This window comes from Streptomyces albidus (ex Kaewkla and Franco 2022) (genome assembly GCF_013870515.1).
Taxonomy (GTDB): Bacteria; Actinomycetota; Actinomycetes; order Streptomycetales; family Streptomycetaceae; genus Streptomyces; species Streptomyces albidus.
The window spans coordinates 100883-116966 of sequence record NZ_JACBXA010000002.1; the positions used below are offsets into that span (position 1 = coordinate 100883).

Consider the following 16084-nt stretch of genomic DNA (forward strand, 5'->3'; position numbering starts at 1 on the left):
CCTTGCCTCCGAGATGACGCTTCGGCGGTGACTCGCTTCGACGGATCAGCGCACTTCGGGCCGCCCTCGTCCGTCAGCTCCGGTGGCCGGTGGTTGTCAGCGCCGGTGGGCGGCTCGCCGATCGTGGCGACCGTCAACGCCACCTCGCCTCGCGACTCGGCACTCGCGGAAGCGGTCGAACTCGTTAGCCCCCTTGCTGTGAGAAGGCGAGGGCCCAACCGTTGTTCGCGCACGGCGCGGCGGCGCACACACCGTTGATGATCGCCTGGATGGCTGCGGACATGGTCACGACGCTTGGCGGCCGCGACGGAGCGGGGCAATCGGTTTCCCGCTACCGCCGCCCCTGCTCTCCCTCGCCGGGCGTGGATGTCAGGCGCCTGATTGCCGGAGGACGAGGCGGAGTTGGGCGCGTCCGCCGACGGGTTGGGGATCTCGCCGGTTCCTCGCTTGATCAGGACGCTGGGCAGGGTAACGGTGCGTGTCGGCCGGTCCGATTCGTTGATCCGCTCGACGGCAAGAAGTGTCGCCTGCCTGCCGGCCTCCTGGGGTCGCGGACGACGGCCGATACGCCGAGTCCCATGGAGAGTTCGTGCTCGTCCAGAGAGACGAGAGCGAAGCTCCGCCGGCTCGCGATGCGCTCCACGAGCACACCGGTGCTGATGCCGAGGTTCAGGGCGAGCGCCGCCGTCGGGGGCGAGGCGCGGCGCATCAACTTCACCACGGCGGCGCGCGCTGGTCCGGAGTGGTGAGATCGCCGACGATCAGCTGCGGTTCCTCCGCCGTGCCGTGGTGTGTCGTAGTCCATCTCGGCCAGTGCGGTGCGCAGTCCGGCGCCGTGCACCGCGCCGAAATCCGGGTCGCCCTCGACCGCCGTACGTCCGGCGCTGCACACGCCCGCACGTGGTTCTGCCCAAGGTCGACGGAGCGGCTTTGAGCGGGTGGTGTCCCGACCGGCTGCCTGCCGGGGGCACTGTCTGCCCGGATGCGCTCACACTAGGTCCACACCTTCCCTGCCGTGGACCGGCTACGTGAGGTCGTCTGTACGCGTCTGGGAGAGATATGCCTTGTCTTCGGCGTCGACGCGGCGGGCCTCGGCGGCCACGTCGGGAAGTCTGTGGGCAGGGATGACGACGGCGCCGGAGCTGTCGGCGTAGACGTAGTCGCCGGGGGTGATGCAGACGCCGCCGACCTCGACGGGGATATTGGCCGCTGCCGGAGCCACGGTGTCGCCGCCCCAACGGGTGGCCTCGCCGGCGCACCAGGTCGAGTAGTCGTAAGAGGCGAGTTCGCTGAAGTCGCGTAGTCGGCCGTCGGTGAGCACGCCCGCCAGCCCGTAGTTGTGCACGCTGGACAGCTTGGTTCCTCCACCGTGCGAGGCGTCCGGGTAGCCGCCGCTGGAGAGGACCAGCACCTTGCCTCGCGGAGCTTCCCCTACGGTGCGGTGGAAGAAGCCTTCGAACCCCAGCTCGTTGGTCTCGGTGAAGTCGTCACGGTAGGGCAGGTAGGCGATCGTTACCGCCGGACCGAACAGGGGGCGTTCGGGAGTGGGGCTGACCAGGCTCAAGATGTGTGCCCGATGCCGGAAAAGGTTGCCCATCGCGTCGACCAGTGCGGCACAGGACAACCCTTCGACCAGCGCTCTCGGATCGATGTTGTGGTCACCCATGCGGCGTCTCCCTCACGGAGGAACTGGTGCGGCTGCGGTCAGCGGGGCGAGGAGCGCCGCTCGGGGCGATCCTCGAGGACGTCGCGGTCCCACCGCGCGTGCTGGGCGGCGGCCTCATAGCTGCTCTGCAGGAACTCCAACAGCGCCAGGTCGGGGTCCTGGGAGGTGCGTACGGCCTCGTAGGGGAGGAGGAACTCGCCTGCGTCTGCGCTGAATGCGGCGGCCGTGGGTCGCACGGGGTGTTGGGCGTAGCCCCCGGGCTCCGGGTAGGCGTACGAGTAGAAGGTGCCCTCGTCCGATCCGCCAGGCCAGAAGCCGCAGCTGGACAGTTCGTGCGAGTAGGCCTCGACCATGACCCAGTCGGCGAGGTGAGGTGCGCCGCCGGGGTGCCGCGGCGCTTGCCGTCCGGAGAATCGGGTGACCGCGAGGTCCATGGCCCCCCAGAAGAAGTGCACCGGGCTGACTTTCCCGATGAACCTGGTTCGGAACTCCGTCAGCACACGCTGGGCGGAGGTGAGTTGATTCCAGAACCGGTGGGCGTGGTCGGGCTGGTACGAGGCGTGCTCGGTGTCCTCGTGGAACGGGATGGCCGGCTCGACCTCGACGGGGACCGGCCGGATCCTCACCGCGATGGCGAGTGCGTCGAGGGCGGCCACGGTCTCGCGGTAGAAGGAGGCGACCGACTTGGCTGCTAGGGCGACCCTGCGCTCCCTTCCGTCACTGGAGCGCACATGCAGATGGTGGTCGCAAAAGTCGAACTCCATCTCGAACGTGCCTTCGCCATACGGGATGGCCGAGGTGCTCAGGCCCCGCGCGGACACATACAGCGGCACCTGCCACCAGTGGTTGATCATCGGTGCCTGCGCCAGCCGGACCTTGCCAACGATCTGTGTCCACATGTGCAGGGTGTCGCGCGTTTCGGCCCACTCCTCCAGGGGCGCCTTCGGCCAGGACTCGGTGCCGTACGACGGAGACAGTTGCGTGCGGGGCATCGCGCCACCCTCCGTTTCCTCGAGATCTCTCCCCTGAGGTTGCGGCTGCTCCGGCTGACCATCCACGGAGCCCGCTCGTCCGATCCGGCGACAGTGCCAGTCGGCAACGTGACTCATTGCCTGAATTTTCCGCCACGAGCCGAGGTCCTGCCACTCGTCGCGCCACCCTCGACCCCATTGTTCGAGGCAGCCGTCCAAGGTGGCTGTCACAAGCCCACGGGCCAGCTGCCCCAGGCGCTTCCCTCGCTTCTGGGCCGCATGTGCGCGGGTGGCGCTTCGAGACGAGGTTCGGGCGCAGTTGAGGCACGAGACGGCGTGATGTCCCTCCCGGTGAAGGCCGAGCGAGGGGGCAGTTGGCGGGTGCGTAGTGGGGAGCGGGGACCCTTCGCGACACGCTGCTTGCCTCGGAAGAGGCCCACGCGGATGGACTGGCTGGAGCAGACGGTCGAGATCACGACGCATCGCGTGCCCTGTCCACTCAAGCGGGCATCTGGGTGCTTGGGCACCGCTGCATAGCCAGAGGAACCTCCATGCAAGCCACCACCGTCCCCACAACGTGAACCGACCGCGCCGACCGCGCCGACCGCGGACCGCGACCGGACGCCGAGTGTGCCTGGCCACGAACTGTCGGGGGTGGTTGCCGAGTTGGGGTACGGAACGACCGGCCTCACTGTCGGTCAGCGGTTATCGGCCTGGCCGACTGGGCCCGTGATGGATCGCTGGCCGAGTACACCGCGGTGGAGGCCCGCAACCTGGCCTCGCTTCCCGCGGATGTCGACCACAGCGTGGCCGCTGCGCTGCCGATCTCGGGTCTGACCGCGTGGCAGTGTCTGTTCGACCACGGGCGGCTCAAGGTGGGGCAGACGGTCATGATCCACGGCACCGCCGGCGGCGTCGGGTCGATCGCGGTCCAACTCGCACGCGAGGCGGGGGCGCGGGTGATCGCTACCGGCCGGGCATCTTCCGTGACTCTGTCGGGATCTTGGAAATCCCCCTGTTCGGGGCTTCATTGCTGGCTCGGCGGCATGGGGGGCGTGGGGCTGGTCCCGAGGACGCAGTCGACGGCAGCGCAGAGGGTCTCGGTCTCGGCGGCGAGGACGGATTCGTGGGTGGGTAGGGCGCGTTCGACCGAGAGCCCGTTGAGGACGGTGAGAAGGAATCTGACGTTCCGGGTGTGGTCCCCCTGGGGCAGCGCGCCTTCCTCGGCGAGCACGGTCAGCCAGTGTTCGACGCGCCGCACGGCTTCTTGGTCATGACCGAGGTACGCGGTGCGTACCTGCTCGGTCGGCTCGGGCTCGATGAAGGTCTGATACATCGTGCCCCACGCGGTTCGCGCGTCCTGACCTGTACCGAGGGGTGCCAGCACTTGCCGCAGGCAGTTCAACAGCCTTTCGCGGGGGGGTAGTTCCCGGTCCCGGATCGGGTCGCCAGGGAGCAGGTGCCCGTAGATCCGCGAGAGCAAGCTGTCTTGCAGGGCGCGCTGGGTGGGGAAGTGGAACCGCAGCGAGCCGGTGCTCACGCCTGCACGCGCCGCGACCGCACGCACGCTCAGCTTCGCTGCGAGGTCTTCGGCGATCATCTCGGCCGCCGCCTGGAGGATCCGCTCCCGTGTCTCCATACTCCGCTCTCCGTCGCTCTTCGGTCCTTCCCACGGTACTAGTACGGCGTGTTAGCGTGCGCACTAACACGCTGTACTAGTAGCGCTGACGACCGATGGATGAAGGGTGCAAACGAATGTCCTGGAAGCGGTGGGCGGCGTCGAAGCGCCTCAGGCCGGGGGACGGGAGACAGTTGCAGCGGTTCCGCTGGTGGCAGCTGCCCCTGCGTTCGCTGTTCTGGCTGCGGATCCCCGGCACTGATGGCCGCACCAGGATGAACGCCGTTGACGTGCGGCATTGGGCGCGATTGGACAACAGCAAAGTCCGAGCACACCTGTTCCTGGACGGCAGGCACGAGGCCGAGTCGAAGCTACCCGCGGTGTTCTCGGTGGAGGGCGGCGTCATCGAGGTGACGATGAGCAACTACGGGATCAAGCGTTGCCACTACTGCCCTACTGCAGGCCAGCCACGTCAACTCACTCCCGATCCCGCCTCGGCCGAGGGGCGCCGGGCCCGCCTCGATGCCGATCATCCCGCGCTGAGCCGGGCAATCGGCATCGCCTCAGTGCTGCTGCTGCTGATCGGCGTGGGCCTGAACCTGCTGCAACTCGCCGAACCTGTCTCACAGATCCCGCCGGTAGCGGAGAGGGCCGGGACTTTCCAATCGCCCATCCACCTGCCGCTCTGGCTGAACATCACTCTGGGTGCCGGTGCAGTCCTGGCGAGTATGGAGCGCGCGCTGCGCCTGCGACACACCCCCTCCTCGACATAGCCGGCCACTGATCCACGAAGGAAAAGACGCATGACCACGACCACAGCCGGCTGGCTTCTCAGCCCCGGCCAACCGCGGAACGACCACGCCATACCCGGCGGAGTCGAATATCACCGCGTTCTCGCCGGCGAAAGGCGCCGCGTCCCACGCGGCATCCTCGCCATCCTCCTGCTACTGGCCGGACTGGTGGTCTTCCCCACCGCCGTCGGCAGGGCACTGGGAGCCATCGACAAACAGATGGGCAACACCCCGCCGATTCTCGGCGGCGACGACTACACCCCGCTCTTCCACGCCGGTTCGATGATCTCGCTCGCCCTGCTCATCCCGTGGAGCATGCTCATCCAGCGCTGGCTCTACGGCATCCCCGGCGCCTCCCTGCACTCGGTAACCTCCCGGTTCCGATTCGACACGTTCGGCAAAACCCTCCTCGTGTTCGGCCCTGTCTGGGTCATCGTGAACGTGATCGGCCTCCTGGCCCCCAGCGCCGAGGTGCCCTGGGCGCGGTCCGACCTCATCGGCATATTCGTCGCCACCCTCCTTCTCACGCCGCTGCAGACGACGGGAGAGGAATACGGAGTCCGCGGGTTGATCTTCCGCGTCATCGGCAGCTGGACCCGCAGCTCCAGAGCGGGAGTCATCGCCGGGGTACTCCTGTCGAGCATGCTGTTCACGGCCGTGCACGGCTCCACCGACATCTACATCAACATCTGGTATTTCGTCTTGTGGACGTGCCTGGCGGTCATCACCTGGCGCACCGGCGGCCTGGAGACAGCAATCGTCCTCCACGCCGTCCTCAACACAGTGGTCCTCCTCGGCGCGCCACTACTGCGCATCGATCTCGGTGGACAACTTTCGGATCGCTCCTCCGGCGTAGGCTCCGCCACACAGCTTGTTCCGGCTCTCGCCGTCATCGTCATCACCGCGATCATCTGGCGTTGCACCCGCAGGACCGGGCCTGTCCTCAGCCCGCCGGTATCTCCACGGCACGTTGACTCCGACCTCAATACCTCGCTCTAACGAGCTCGTGCAGGAGGGGGCGAGACATCGAAACCGGTGGGACCTTCGGAGCTCCGCGGCATGCTGATGGGCGCGGACCGAGGTGGAGTCGACCGTGATGTCCCAATCGATGGCACTCTCGGCATCGGCATCGGCATCGGCAGCCCTCCCGTACGGCTCCGGAGCTCCCGAGCTCCCGCGGAGATCCGTCCACACCGGTTCGGTGACTCACGTCACATCCGGCTCCTGTCAGGAATCGCCGCGCTGTCCCGCTCAAGGGGCACGCGATTCAGACAGGAGCAACGCCATGAAGCACCGCATCGTCGTACTCGGCGCCGGATACGCCGGGGCCTTCGCCGCCGGAAACCTGGCCCGGCGGCTCTCTCCTGCCGACACGGAGATCACCGTCGTCAACGCCGTTCCCGACTTCGTTGAGCGGATGCGGCTCCACCAGGTCGCAATCGGCCAGGACGTCGCGTTCCGCAAGCTCGCCGACGTATTCGCGGGCACCGGGGTGCAGCTGCGCCTGGCGCGCGTCACCAGCGTCGACCCCGAGCGCAGGACCGTCGCCGCGAGCGGCGAGGACGGCGACGGCGAGCTGGCGTACGACACGCTTCTCTACGCGCTCGGCAGCTCCGTAGCCCACCATGACGTCCCCGGCGTGGCCGAGTACGCCTTCGATGTGACCGGCCGTTCCTCGGCACTGCGTCTGCGCGATCGCCTGGCCGGCCTGAGCGAGGGCGGCACCGTGCTGGTCGTCGGCGAAGGGCTGACCGGCATCGAGACCACCACCGAGTTCGCCGAGTCCCGGCCCGACCTCTCCGTCACGCTCGTCGCCCGCGGCGAGCTGGGCGCCTGGCTCGCCCCGAAGGCCCGCCGTCACCTGCGCGATGCCTTCGATCGGCTCGGCATCACCGTCAACGAGCACACCGCCATCGAAGCCGTCGAGCCGACGCGGGCGCTCGTCGCCGACGGTACGTCCATGCCTGCAGACGTGATTGTGTGGTCGGCCGGGTTCGCCGTGCACCCCATCGCGGCCGCCAGCGGCCTGGAGGTCGCCGAGACCGGCCAGATCGTCGTCGACCGCACCATGCGCTCGGTCTCGCATCCGGACGTCTACGCGGCCGGTGACTGCGCCTACGCGATCGGCGAGAACGGCCGACCGCTGCCGATGTCCTGCGCCTCGGCCGGCTTCACCAACATGCAGGCGACCGCCGCGATCATCGCGCGCCTGACGGGCAGCGCCGTCCCGACCACCGGTCTGAAGTACCACGGCAACCACATCAGCCTCGGGCGGCGGGACGCGATCTTCCAGATGGTGGACGGGAACGTCCGGTCGAAGTCCTGGTATCTGGGCGGCCGGACCGCCGCGCGGCTCAAGTCTGGGGTACTCAAGGGGGCCGGATGGGGCATCGCCCACCCGACCTTCGGCATGCCGAAGCGCAAGCGCCGCCTGGCTACCGCGCCTGACCGGGCCGGTGCGAGTGCCGCTGCATAGCATGCTCCGCATGGACAGCGCAGCCGTCGATCGGTTCGAGGCCAGCCGGGGCCGGCTGGCCTCGCTCGCGTACCGTCTGCTCGGCTCTGCCGCCGACGCCGAGGACGCCGTACAGGACACCTTCCTGCGCTGGCAGGCCGCAGACCGCGAACGGGTCGAGGTACCGGAAGCGTGGCTGACCAAGGTCGTCACCAATCTCTGCCTCGACCGGCTCCGCTCGGCGCAGGCCCGCCACGAGCGCGCGGCCGGAGCCTGGATGCCCGAGCCGCTCCTCGAGGGCGACCCGATGCTCGGCCCCGCCGACACCTTCGAGCAGCGCGAATCGGTGTCCTTGGCCGTACTGACCCTCCTGGAGCGCCTCTCGCCGGTCGAGCGGGCCGTCTACGTCCTGCGCGAGGCCTTCTCCTACAGCCACGCCGAGATCGCCGGGATCCTCGACATCACCGAATCCGCGAGCCAGCAGCACGTCCACCGGGCCCGGACCCGGGTCGCCGCCGAGCACCGCCGCGGCAGCGAGGCCGACCCCGCCTCCGCACGCCGGGTCGTCGAGGAATTCCTCGCCGCCGCCACGTCGGGGCGCACCGAACGGCTGGTGGCGCTGCTCACCGACGACGTGACGGCGGTCTCGGACGGCGCCGGACTAAGCAAGCGGCTGTTGCGGTACAAGACGCGCGAGCGGGTCGCCTCCTACGTGCGGGCCGGCTTCAAGCCCACGCCGGCGAAGCGGCGGCTGGCCGGCGGCTCGCCCGCACTTCATATCGCGCTGGTCAACGGCTCCCCGGCTGTCCTCGCCGTGGTCGACGACCGGGTGGTGGGCGCCGTGGCGTTCGAAGTCAGCGACGGCAAGGTGGCGTCCCTGCGCGGCATCGCCGCCGCGGACCGGCTCATGCGCCTCAACGAGGCCTGGCGGCAGCACGAACCCGAGGCGCCGGTCATCAACGCATGGTGACCGGAGCCACCGAATCCAGTGACCTGAGTCGGAGCAAGGACAGCACCCTTCTGTGGGTCCTCCACGGGAGGCGTATGCCTCGGCCGCTGGCCCAGAGGTTGTAATCGTCGTGCGTTTCGCCAAGGTAGGTGCGGGTCAAACGCCTGCAGGGCTAAGTCCACATAGTGCGGCTGCCGCGATCCATCGGCAGGGGTGGCCGTCACAGCTGAGGTCAGGGACCACCGGTGCGCCGTCCGACAAACCAACAGCGACACCTTCCAGACGTCCCAGAAGAGATCGAAGTGTGAGTGCCGACCTGTCTGTCCAGGCAGCAGATGTCATCGCTTTGCGCCGATCACCGAACAGCCCAGTTGTTTCCATCCTGCAGCGCGGAATCGAGGCCCATGTGCTGCCGGCGACCGAGGAGTACGGGCTCGGTGCGCTCGCGTGGAGTCCGCTGGCTGCCGGGCGCGGTCCGCGAGGGCCGCGAAGTCACCACCTACCGCTTGAGAATCATGCCGGAACGGTTCGACATGTTTATCCCGTCCAACCGGGCCAGGATCGACGCCGTCGAACAGCTCACCAAGGTCACCCCTGGCGCCGACCTGACCATGATCCAGCTCGCGCTTGGATCAGTGACCGCGCATCCCGGCGTGACTACCGAGCTCCTCGGTCCCCGCACGTTGAACCACCTGCACGCGCAACTCGCCGCAGCCGACATGGCGCTGGACGCCGACGGCCTCGGGGCGATCGTCATCCCCGCCACCGACCTTGCCGGGCACGAGAAGCACGACACTCCTCCCGCACCCCTCGACACATCACTGTGGCGCCGCTGAGCGGATAGCCCCGGGACTGCAGGACCGCGCCACGGTCCTCACCGGCTGCTGAACTGTTCCGAGGAACAGCGGGAGTACGTGCGTATGCGGAGTTGGGAATCCAGGGCCCGCACAGCTTCTGGTCCCCAAGTGGTTCCCAAACCGTCCCCGCAACAGCATCTGCGGATCGTGCGCTGACCCTGTATGAGCGCAGAAGAAAGCCCGCTGAACTGGAGATTCGCTCTCCGTCAGCGGGCTTTACCGTGTAGTCGGGACGGCGGGATTTGAACCCACGACCCCTTGACCCCCAGGCGCGTTCCACGCGCGTTGTTCTGCTTCGAGGGACAGCCATGCACGCCCTCACCGTCCGTGGACGTGTGGCGAAGTGCACCCCCGTTGATGTCGGCCACTGATGTCACTCGACAGCGCACGCACCCGGGCCCAGGCACCTGCACAGCGGGTTGGTGACGGCGCGTTGAGATACCCGTCATGCGCCGGAACCGGACGGTTTGATGCGGATATGCTGATGTGATGCAGGGGGAGACGAACGGGCCTCGGGATGCCGGGCAGGGAGAGCGAGTTCAGTCCAGTGAGCCACTCGATGCAGCGCAGCAGCGACGGATCAGGGCTACGCACCGCGGGTTCACTTATCAGCACTTCTATGCGGTCGGATGCCTACTCCGTTTGCAGCAAGCGGGTGCACAGTGCCTCTCGGTGGAGCTTGATGAGGACCTTGAGGTCACACTTCCGGGGCGGCGGCTCTATCTGCAGGTGAAGACCCGTCAGGACGCGATCGGATGGAGCGATATTGTCGGCGCGGTTGCTCAATTCCGTCAGATTCGCATGGAGCACCAGGAAGGCCGCCGCAGCGGTACGCCCGCGCTGATTGTGGTCAGCAATGTCCCTCCGGGCCCTAATCTGAAGGTCAAGATGGGGCAACCGGACTGGCCGGACGATGTGTACCTGCTGTGGCCTGGCGGACCACCCGCGCAGGACGGTTGGCTGCCGGCGCCGTCCCAAGACCTTGACGGCATGCTTCAGTGGTGCACCACTGAAGCGGGGAGAGTGCCGTTCGCCTCGTTGAAGGCGCAGACGCTGGTGTGGAAGCTCGCCGCGCAGGTGCAATACGCCTGCACCGGAGCCCATGATCAGACCTTCCAAGCGGCAGACCTGTCGGCGCTTTGCGAGCGGTTCGTTGAGGAGCTGAGGACTCTTCCCGAGGTGCCCGATAGCTACCTGCCGCATGACTACGAGCCGGAGCTGATCGGCGAGCAGCGGGTGCGATTGATTGTCGGTTACTCCGGTGTTGGCAAGAGCAGTTGGGCTGCCAAGGCCGCTGAGGAGTGCCCGTTCCCGGTCACGTACTGCGATGTTGACAGTGCGTCGGTTGAAGCTGTGGCCGAGGCCATGGCCCGCGAGCTGGCTGCTCGGCACCTAGACAACCCGGCTGACACGCCGCTACCTAACGGCACCAGCTTGGAGCTCTTGAGGGCGGTGCATCTCCGCCTAGCGGCGGTGCCAAAGAGGCCCGTCGTGGTGCTCGACAATATCCATCGGCTGGCCATAGACGACATTCGTACACTTATTGACGCGCTGAACGCAGTTCAACTTGTCCTGCTGGCTCAGCCTTGGCCGGATCAACTCACGTTCGAGGCCTACATGAGCGTCAGCGCTGAGTCGCTGCCTGGGTGGAGCACCGACACGGTTACGGCAGCATTCGTCACGGAAGGCTGCGGGCTGGATTACCCGAGCGCTGAGCGCATTCGCAGGCTGACCGGCGGCCTGCCGTTGTTCGTCCTTCAGGCAGCACGCCTGACCCGCATTGCATATGGCTCTGATGCCAAGGACTTCTGCGATGCGTTCGAAGCGCAAACCCACACGCTGGCCTCTGCTCAGGACCGCATTTTGGAGCGCTCCTGGGAGCGACTCACTACGACAGCGAAGACCATCGCCGGTCTTCTTGCGTTGGCTGAGGTGCCAATAACGCGAGAGGAATTGCAGCAATTGACTGAAGCTGCCGAGCTGACAAATTCCTCATCTGCGAATGCGAGGGCACTGCGCGAGCTTGTCGGTTATGGTCTGTTGCAGTCTTTTGGTGGCGGGTACCTAAAGTGTCATGACGCTGTGCTTTCCTTTGCGGCTTCGTTCGGAGGCGAACTTGATAGAGGGAAGACGGACCAGGTGCTGCGCACTCTGTGTCAGATACTTGAAGAGCACCATGACTTTGCGCGGGTGTCGCGGTGGCTGATGCTCCTTCCTCGCACAGGTCAGGTCAACACCCTGCTGGACCTGACTGAGCAAGAAGGCTTTTACGAAAGCGGCTACCCGCCTGGGCTTTGGGTGATTCTCGCTGAGATCTCTGAAGATCTTGGCCAAGACACGGCCATGCGGTTCGCTGCGCACAGCGCTTTGAGTTCCCGGACATGTGGGAACGGCGACTTTGACGCTTTCGCGCACCACGTTGAGGCCATGGAGCAACTCCTGGATGCTGGTCACTCCGAGTTCGGGTTGCGTGACAAGATCCTGGTGGCCGCCAGAAAGATTCGACTTCTTGGTGAGGGCGGAGACCGCGCGGGTGTGAAGCTGGTATTCGATGAAGCCATCGAGCAGGTGCCCCGCCCATCTCGGTTCGATCGGTCATTGCGCTATGAGTATGCTGCCGCCCTGTTCTATCTAGGTGACTACGAAGTCAGCATTTCCGTCGTGGAAAGCGTTAAGCAGTCTTACGTAACACACCTCGGTCTGCCCAGCGACTATGCGCAACTCTCCGTCGATGACCTGAAGGCCCACATTGCCCAAGGAAATGCATCCTCGGATGACTATAAGCGGCTCGCCGACTGCATTGCTGCCTACGTGCGTACTTGTCGGAAAATGGGAAATCTAGATTCGGGGGAAAGGGCCTGGGCTCACCCTGCGATGAAGCTCTTCCTCGCCACTGGTGCGTGGCGCCAGGCCATCGACTCTGGGCAGGACGTCGTCGACTTCATCTTGTTCGAGGTAGGTGATCCATACGAAGCGCTACGAATGATCAATAGCACTCTGTTGCCGATCACGGCCGAATACAACTTGCCCGACCTCATCGTGGACCTCCGGTCGTTCAGAGCGCTCGTGGTTGCGTTCACCGGTGACATTGCTGCAGGGCGGATGGAAATCAGAGCTCTCGAAGCGTATGAGATGACCTCCGATCAAGCCCTCGATCTAAATGGTCGTTCTCAGCTCATTGAACAATTGGCAGCACAGCAATCGCCCCTCGCCCACGAGGAATGAGCCGTGGTGCGAGGAATTGCCGCCACCCATCTGGAGTCGACACGGGGAAGCAGGCCCCCCCCGGTACGTGCCCTGCAGCAACCGTTGACGTCGCTGCAGGGCACGTACCGGGGAGACCAGAGTCATGACAACCTGGGTTGTTGAGGCGCGAGCGGAAGGGGTGCGGGTGGCAAGTCCACGCGGGACGTATCTGGTGGTCGCGGACGTGCTCCGGGGCGAACTCCGAACAGCGAACGGAGCGGCCGTGCTGCCGTCCGAGGCGGAGCTGATGCGCCGGCATGGTGTGTCACGGACGACGGTGCGGCGAGCACTTCGAACACTTGCCGAGGAAGGCGTCGTAGCGTCGGTTCCGGGCAAGGGGTGGACCTTCCTTGGGGGAGACGCCTCCGGAGTGCGTCCGCTCGTGGAGCAGGTACGCGAACTCATCAGAGTTGACGGTCTGGAGCCCGGCGACCGGTTCCCCTCGGAGTCGATGCTCTCCGATCGGTTTGGGGTGTCTCGGGGTTCCGTGCGACAAGCTCTCGCTCAACTGCAGGGAGAGGGGATCCTGAAGGTTGTTCACGGCAGAGGACGATTCGTGCAGGCACTGCCGGAGCCGAGTGAATCGGAGGGGCCTTGATGCTCACACGGTGGGCGTACGCATTGTCGGAGTCGATGCTGTCCGAGCCGCTGCCGCAGCGGTGGTCACATTCGCTCGGCGTCGCCGGCCGTGCTCGGGAGCTAGTGACGATCCTGGGCCAAGACGCAGAGCTCATGGAGGCTGCTGCGGTGCTGCATGACGTCGGCTACTCGCCGTCGATCGCCGCCACAGGGTTCCATCCTCTTGATGGGGCGCGGTTTCTCCGGGATCAGGAAAACGCTGACGAACGTGTCGTGAGGCTCGTTGCGCACCACTCCTTCGCACTGCTCGAAGCTGAGGAGCGCGGTCTTCGAGAGGAGCTGGAGACCGAGTTCGAACTTGAGCGCCCCGAACTCGTCGACGCCCTTGTCGTGTGCGACATGACGACGACCCCGTTCGGGGGGCACACGACGACCCCAGAACGGATCGAAGAGATCGTGAGCCGGTATGGGCCCGACACCATCGTCGGCCGCTTCATCCAGCGAGCAGCTCCCGAGATTCACGCGGCCACGGACCGGGTCAGCCGGCGCATGCAGGCCGCAGAGCTGAACACTCAGCCGACGTAGGGTTCCGCGCGCCCCGCGAGACCGTGCTGGATACGAAGTCGCATCGAGGGGTGGACGTTCAAGTCATCGAGGTCCGATGGGGAGACCCACCGGACCTCTTTCGACTCGCTGCTCGTGCGCAGCTCTCCACCCATTGGCACCGCCCGGAAGCAGATGCTGAACTGCTGCCGCACTTCACCGTCGTCGTACGCCATGACGTGGCGAGGGTCCGTATATAGGCCAACGACGCCATCGACAACGACTCTGACGCCCGTCTCTTCCTCGACTTCACGGACGACGGTATCGCTGATGCTCTCGCCGATGTCGTGGCCGCCGCCTGGCAGTGCCCACAGGTCGTTGTCGGTCTTGTGGATGAGGAGCAGATCCCCTGTGTCGTTCCGCACGATCGCGACGACGGACGGAACAACGCTGTTCGCCAGTGGTGCCTGAGGATCGCGGAAGTAGTCGATGCGCATTGCGTCTCTCAGCAGTCGGTCGGGGACGATATCGGCCGGGCCTCTTCCCAGACCCGCTCGATGCTTTCCAGGTAGGTGTCTGCCAGCTCGCCGCCTGGGACACGCTGAAGATGCAGCAGTGGGGCGCCCCATGCGCCGACGCCGTACACGTGCGGATTCACGAGGAGTTCGGTGTCCGCGCGGTAGATGGAGTTGTACAGCGTCGTCGAGTGAAGTCGGAATTCCACCCCGGGCAGGCGGAAGAAGGGACGGTAGTTCACCAGCGCGTTGCGGATCTTGGCGCCCATCGACGTCCCGATTCCCTCGTCCTCGCCTCGCTGGGCTACCTGCGGACTGCTCGGTTCCCCAAGCATGAATCGGACGGGGACCCCGTCGGCGGCCTTCTCCCTCACGACGCGCAGGAAGGCCGGGTCCTCGGTCAGCCAGAAGCCGCTGTAGACCAGCACGTCGAAGTGCTGGGTAGCCTTCGCGTACAGCTGCGGCCAAAGGCCTTGCGGGACGGCCGCGCGGTACGGGTACACCTTCACGATCTCCGCGCTGCTCGACTCGGTCACCTCGGCGACCACTCGTTCGGACGGCCAGAGGTAGGAGACCTCCCGCTTCAGGAGAGTGGCCGCCGCAAGGCGATGGCGCTGGTAGGGGATTCGGCCAGTCGTGACCCACCGCTCGACAGTCTTCGTCGACACCTCGAGCTCTTCTGCGACCTGATCGAGCGTCATCCTCTGCTCCACGATCGCGCCGCGGAGTCGTTCGTTCGCCATGCCGTCCTTCCCCGGTCAGGGACGTCCTGGGACGTCTTGACGGTACGCGAGACGTCTCCAACTCGTCCACCAGCGCGGTTACTTGTCTCGCTTCGCCGCGCGACTCTGTAACCACTCCACAGCGAGAGGGATTCAAGCCAGACACCCGACGTGGGTTGACGGCGGTATCCAGACTCGACATGATGCGATACATGTTCAACATGCATCGCATGGAGAACTGCTTGAGAACTCAACAGAGTGATCTGCCGCCTGCGACGCCGTGACGATGCCGGTTGAGGTGAGTGGAGATCCGTCGGCAGCAGTAGTCAGCAAGCCTGGCTGCATCGGACGTAGTGCCACGATCCGCGGGGATGGCCCCGCGGGGAGCGTGAGTCGCTGAGCTGGACCGACGTGAAAGAACCCGTGAGCGCGACCTTAGTTCCGCGACGAAGGCCCAGGAGGGATCTCCCCGGGCCGGTAGCGACCGCACACGGACACCGAGATCTGGCACCTCCGGCTGAGGAGCCCGAAGTGCCGCGCCGCCACCCGATTCACCGCAGCCCTGCGCTGCACGTCGTCACCATCCCCAGCCACCTTCGGGTGCTGACGGGATGGCGTCGGCGTGGGGCAGCAGGACCGCCCCAACACACCAGGGCGCCGCCCGGAGTTGCACCTCCGGACGGCGCTGAACAGGACCTATGTAGGAGGACCTGTGATCGCCAGCATGACACGCGCCGTCTTAGCGGCGCAGCCCACCGATTCGGACCCCGACATGGACGAGGCCCTGCGCCGCATCCAGTCCGGGGGTGGTTCCCGGTGACGCCGGCAGAGCAGTTGGAAGCCGCCCGCCAGCAGAACGCTGCCGCCCTCGCAGCCTCGCAAGAGGCCGCGGCCCGGCTCGCCGAAGCGGCAGCCCAGGCCGCCGCACAGCAGGGCGGTGAGAAGTGAGCAACGAGCCTGAGCCCGAGCACGGGCGGGCCCCGGACAACCAGGAGCAGCGCGAACCGCTGCCCCAGCGCGTACCGGGTGAGTCCCTGTAGACGTCAACCGCCGCGGGCCGCCCCAGACCAGCTGGGGCGGCCCGCCTGACTTTTCGGGCTCTGTGCTGTGTCTGACGCACCGTCCATCGACCGCGCCCGTGCCGCACAGCACGTCGCAGCGCGGTCCATCCG

At 66.3% G+C, this 16084-nt stretch carries 13 protein-coding genes and 2 pseudogenes; 10 read left to right on the forward strand and 5 right to left on the reverse strand.

Going from position 1 to position 16084, the window contains the following annotated elements; all coding sequences use genetic code 11:
* Nucleotides 1-1024: 1024 nt before the first annotated feature.
* Together H5J26_RS00965 and H5J26_RS00970 are read right to left on the reverse strand one after the other, a co-directional pair.
* Complete coding sequence (locus H5J26_RS00965) at nt 1025-1666, reverse strand: RraA family protein (RefSeq protein WP_181763688.1); 642 nt, start codon at nt 1664-1666, stop codon at nt 1025-1027.
* A 38-nt stretch (nt 1667-1704) separates the two neighbouring features.
* Nucleotides 1705-2658, reverse strand: coding sequence for a DUF5996 family protein (locus H5J26_RS00970; RefSeq protein ID WP_181763689.1), 954 nt, complete (start codon nt 2656-2658; stop codon nt 1705-1707).
* 585 nt (nt 2659-3243) lie between these two features.
* Between H5J26_RS00970 and H5J26_RS00975 the strand changes: the two are divergent.
* A pseudogene (locus H5J26_RS00975) lies at nt 3244-3620 on the forward strand (alcohol dehydrogenase catalytic domain-containing protein); the annotation flags it as partial.
* A 44-nt stretch (nt 3621-3664) separates the two neighbouring features.
* Here H5J26_RS00975 and H5J26_RS00980 read toward each other — a convergent pair.
* Nucleotides 3665-4276 (reverse strand): TetR/AcrR family transcriptional regulator, encoded by a 612-nt coding sequence (locus tag H5J26_RS00980; protein ID WP_181763690.1) that lies wholly within the window; start codon nt 4274-4276, stop codon nt 3665-3667.
* A gap of 116 nt (nt 4277-4392) precedes the next feature.
* Between H5J26_RS00980 and H5J26_RS00985 the strand changes: the two genes are divergently transcribed.
* The 8 genes and pseudogenes from H5J26_RS00985 (at nt 4393) to H5J26_RS01020 (ending at nt 13717) form a co-directional block, all read left to right on the forward strand.
* Nucleotides 4393-5028, forward strand: coding sequence for a hypothetical protein (locus tag H5J26_RS00985; protein WP_181763691.1), 636 nt, complete (start codon nt 4393-4395; stop codon nt 5026-5028).
* Between the two features lie 30 nt (nt 5029-5058).
* Nucleotides 5059-6045 (forward strand): CPBP family intramembrane glutamic endopeptidase, encoded by a 987-nt coding sequence (locus H5J26_RS00990; protein WP_181763692.1) that lies wholly within the window; start codon nt 5059-5061, stop codon nt 6043-6045.
* Between the two features lie 286 nt (nt 6046-6331).
* Entirely contained in the window at nt 6332-7522 is a 1191-nt protein-coding gene (locus H5J26_RS00995) for an NAD(P)/FAD-dependent oxidoreductase (RefSeq protein ID WP_181763693.1), read from the forward strand.
* A 10-nt stretch (nt 7523-7532) separates the two neighbouring features.
* Nucleotides 7533-8471 (forward strand): sigma-70 family RNA polymerase sigma factor, encoded by a 939-nt coding sequence (locus H5J26_RS01000; protein WP_181763694.1) that lies wholly within the window; start codon nt 7533-7535, stop codon nt 8469-8471.
* A gap of 333 nt (nt 8472-8804) precedes the next feature.
* Nucleotides 8805-9286, forward strand: a pseudogene (locus tag H5J26_RS01005) (aldo/keto reductase); the annotation flags it as partial.
* Between the two features lie 693 nt (nt 9287-9979).
* The gene (locus tag H5J26_RS01010; RefSeq protein ID WP_181763695.1) at nt 9980-12532 is read left to right on the forward strand and encodes an ATP-binding protein; all 2553 of its coding nucleotides are present in this window, start codon (nt 9980-9982) and stop codon (nt 12530-12532) included.
* A 124-nt stretch (nt 12533-12656) separates the two neighbouring features.
* Nucleotides 12657-13151 (forward strand): GntR family transcriptional regulator, encoded by a 495-nt coding sequence (locus H5J26_RS01015; protein WP_210770865.1) that lies wholly within the window; start codon nt 12657-12659, stop codon nt 13149-13151.
* A 35-nt stretch (nt 13152-13186) separates the two neighbouring features.
* Nucleotides 13187-13717, forward strand: a complete 531-nt coding sequence (locus H5J26_RS01020; RefSeq protein ID WP_235980126.1) for an HD domain-containing protein — start codon at nt 13187-13189, stop codon at nt 13715-13717.
* On the opposite strand, the gene H5J26_RS01025 is transcribed toward H5J26_RS01020, so the two are convergent.
* Nucleotides 13705-14172, reverse strand: a complete 468-nt coding sequence (locus tag H5J26_RS01025) for an NUDIX hydrolase (RefSeq protein ID WP_181763697.1) — start codon at nt 14170-14172, stop codon at nt 13705-13707. The two genes, H5J26_RS01020 and H5J26_RS01025, sit on opposite strands and share 13 nt — an antisense overlap.
* An 8-nt stretch (nt 14173-14180) precedes the next feature.
* Nucleotides 14181-14933, reverse strand: a complete 753-nt coding sequence (locus H5J26_RS01030; protein ID WP_181763698.1) for an XRE family transcriptional regulator — start codon at nt 14931-14933, stop codon at nt 14181-14183.
* 795 nt (nt 14934-15728) lie between these two features.
* On the opposite strand from H5J26_RS01030, the gene H5J26_RS31820 reads away from it, so the two are divergent.
* Nucleotides 15729-15860 carry a hypothetical protein gene (locus H5J26_RS31820; RefSeq protein ID WP_268932945.1) on the forward strand — a complete coding sequence of 44 codons (132 nt, stop codon included), beginning with the start codon at nt 15729-15731 and terminating at the stop codon, nt 15858-15860.
* Nucleotides 15861-16084: the final 224 nt, after the last annotated feature.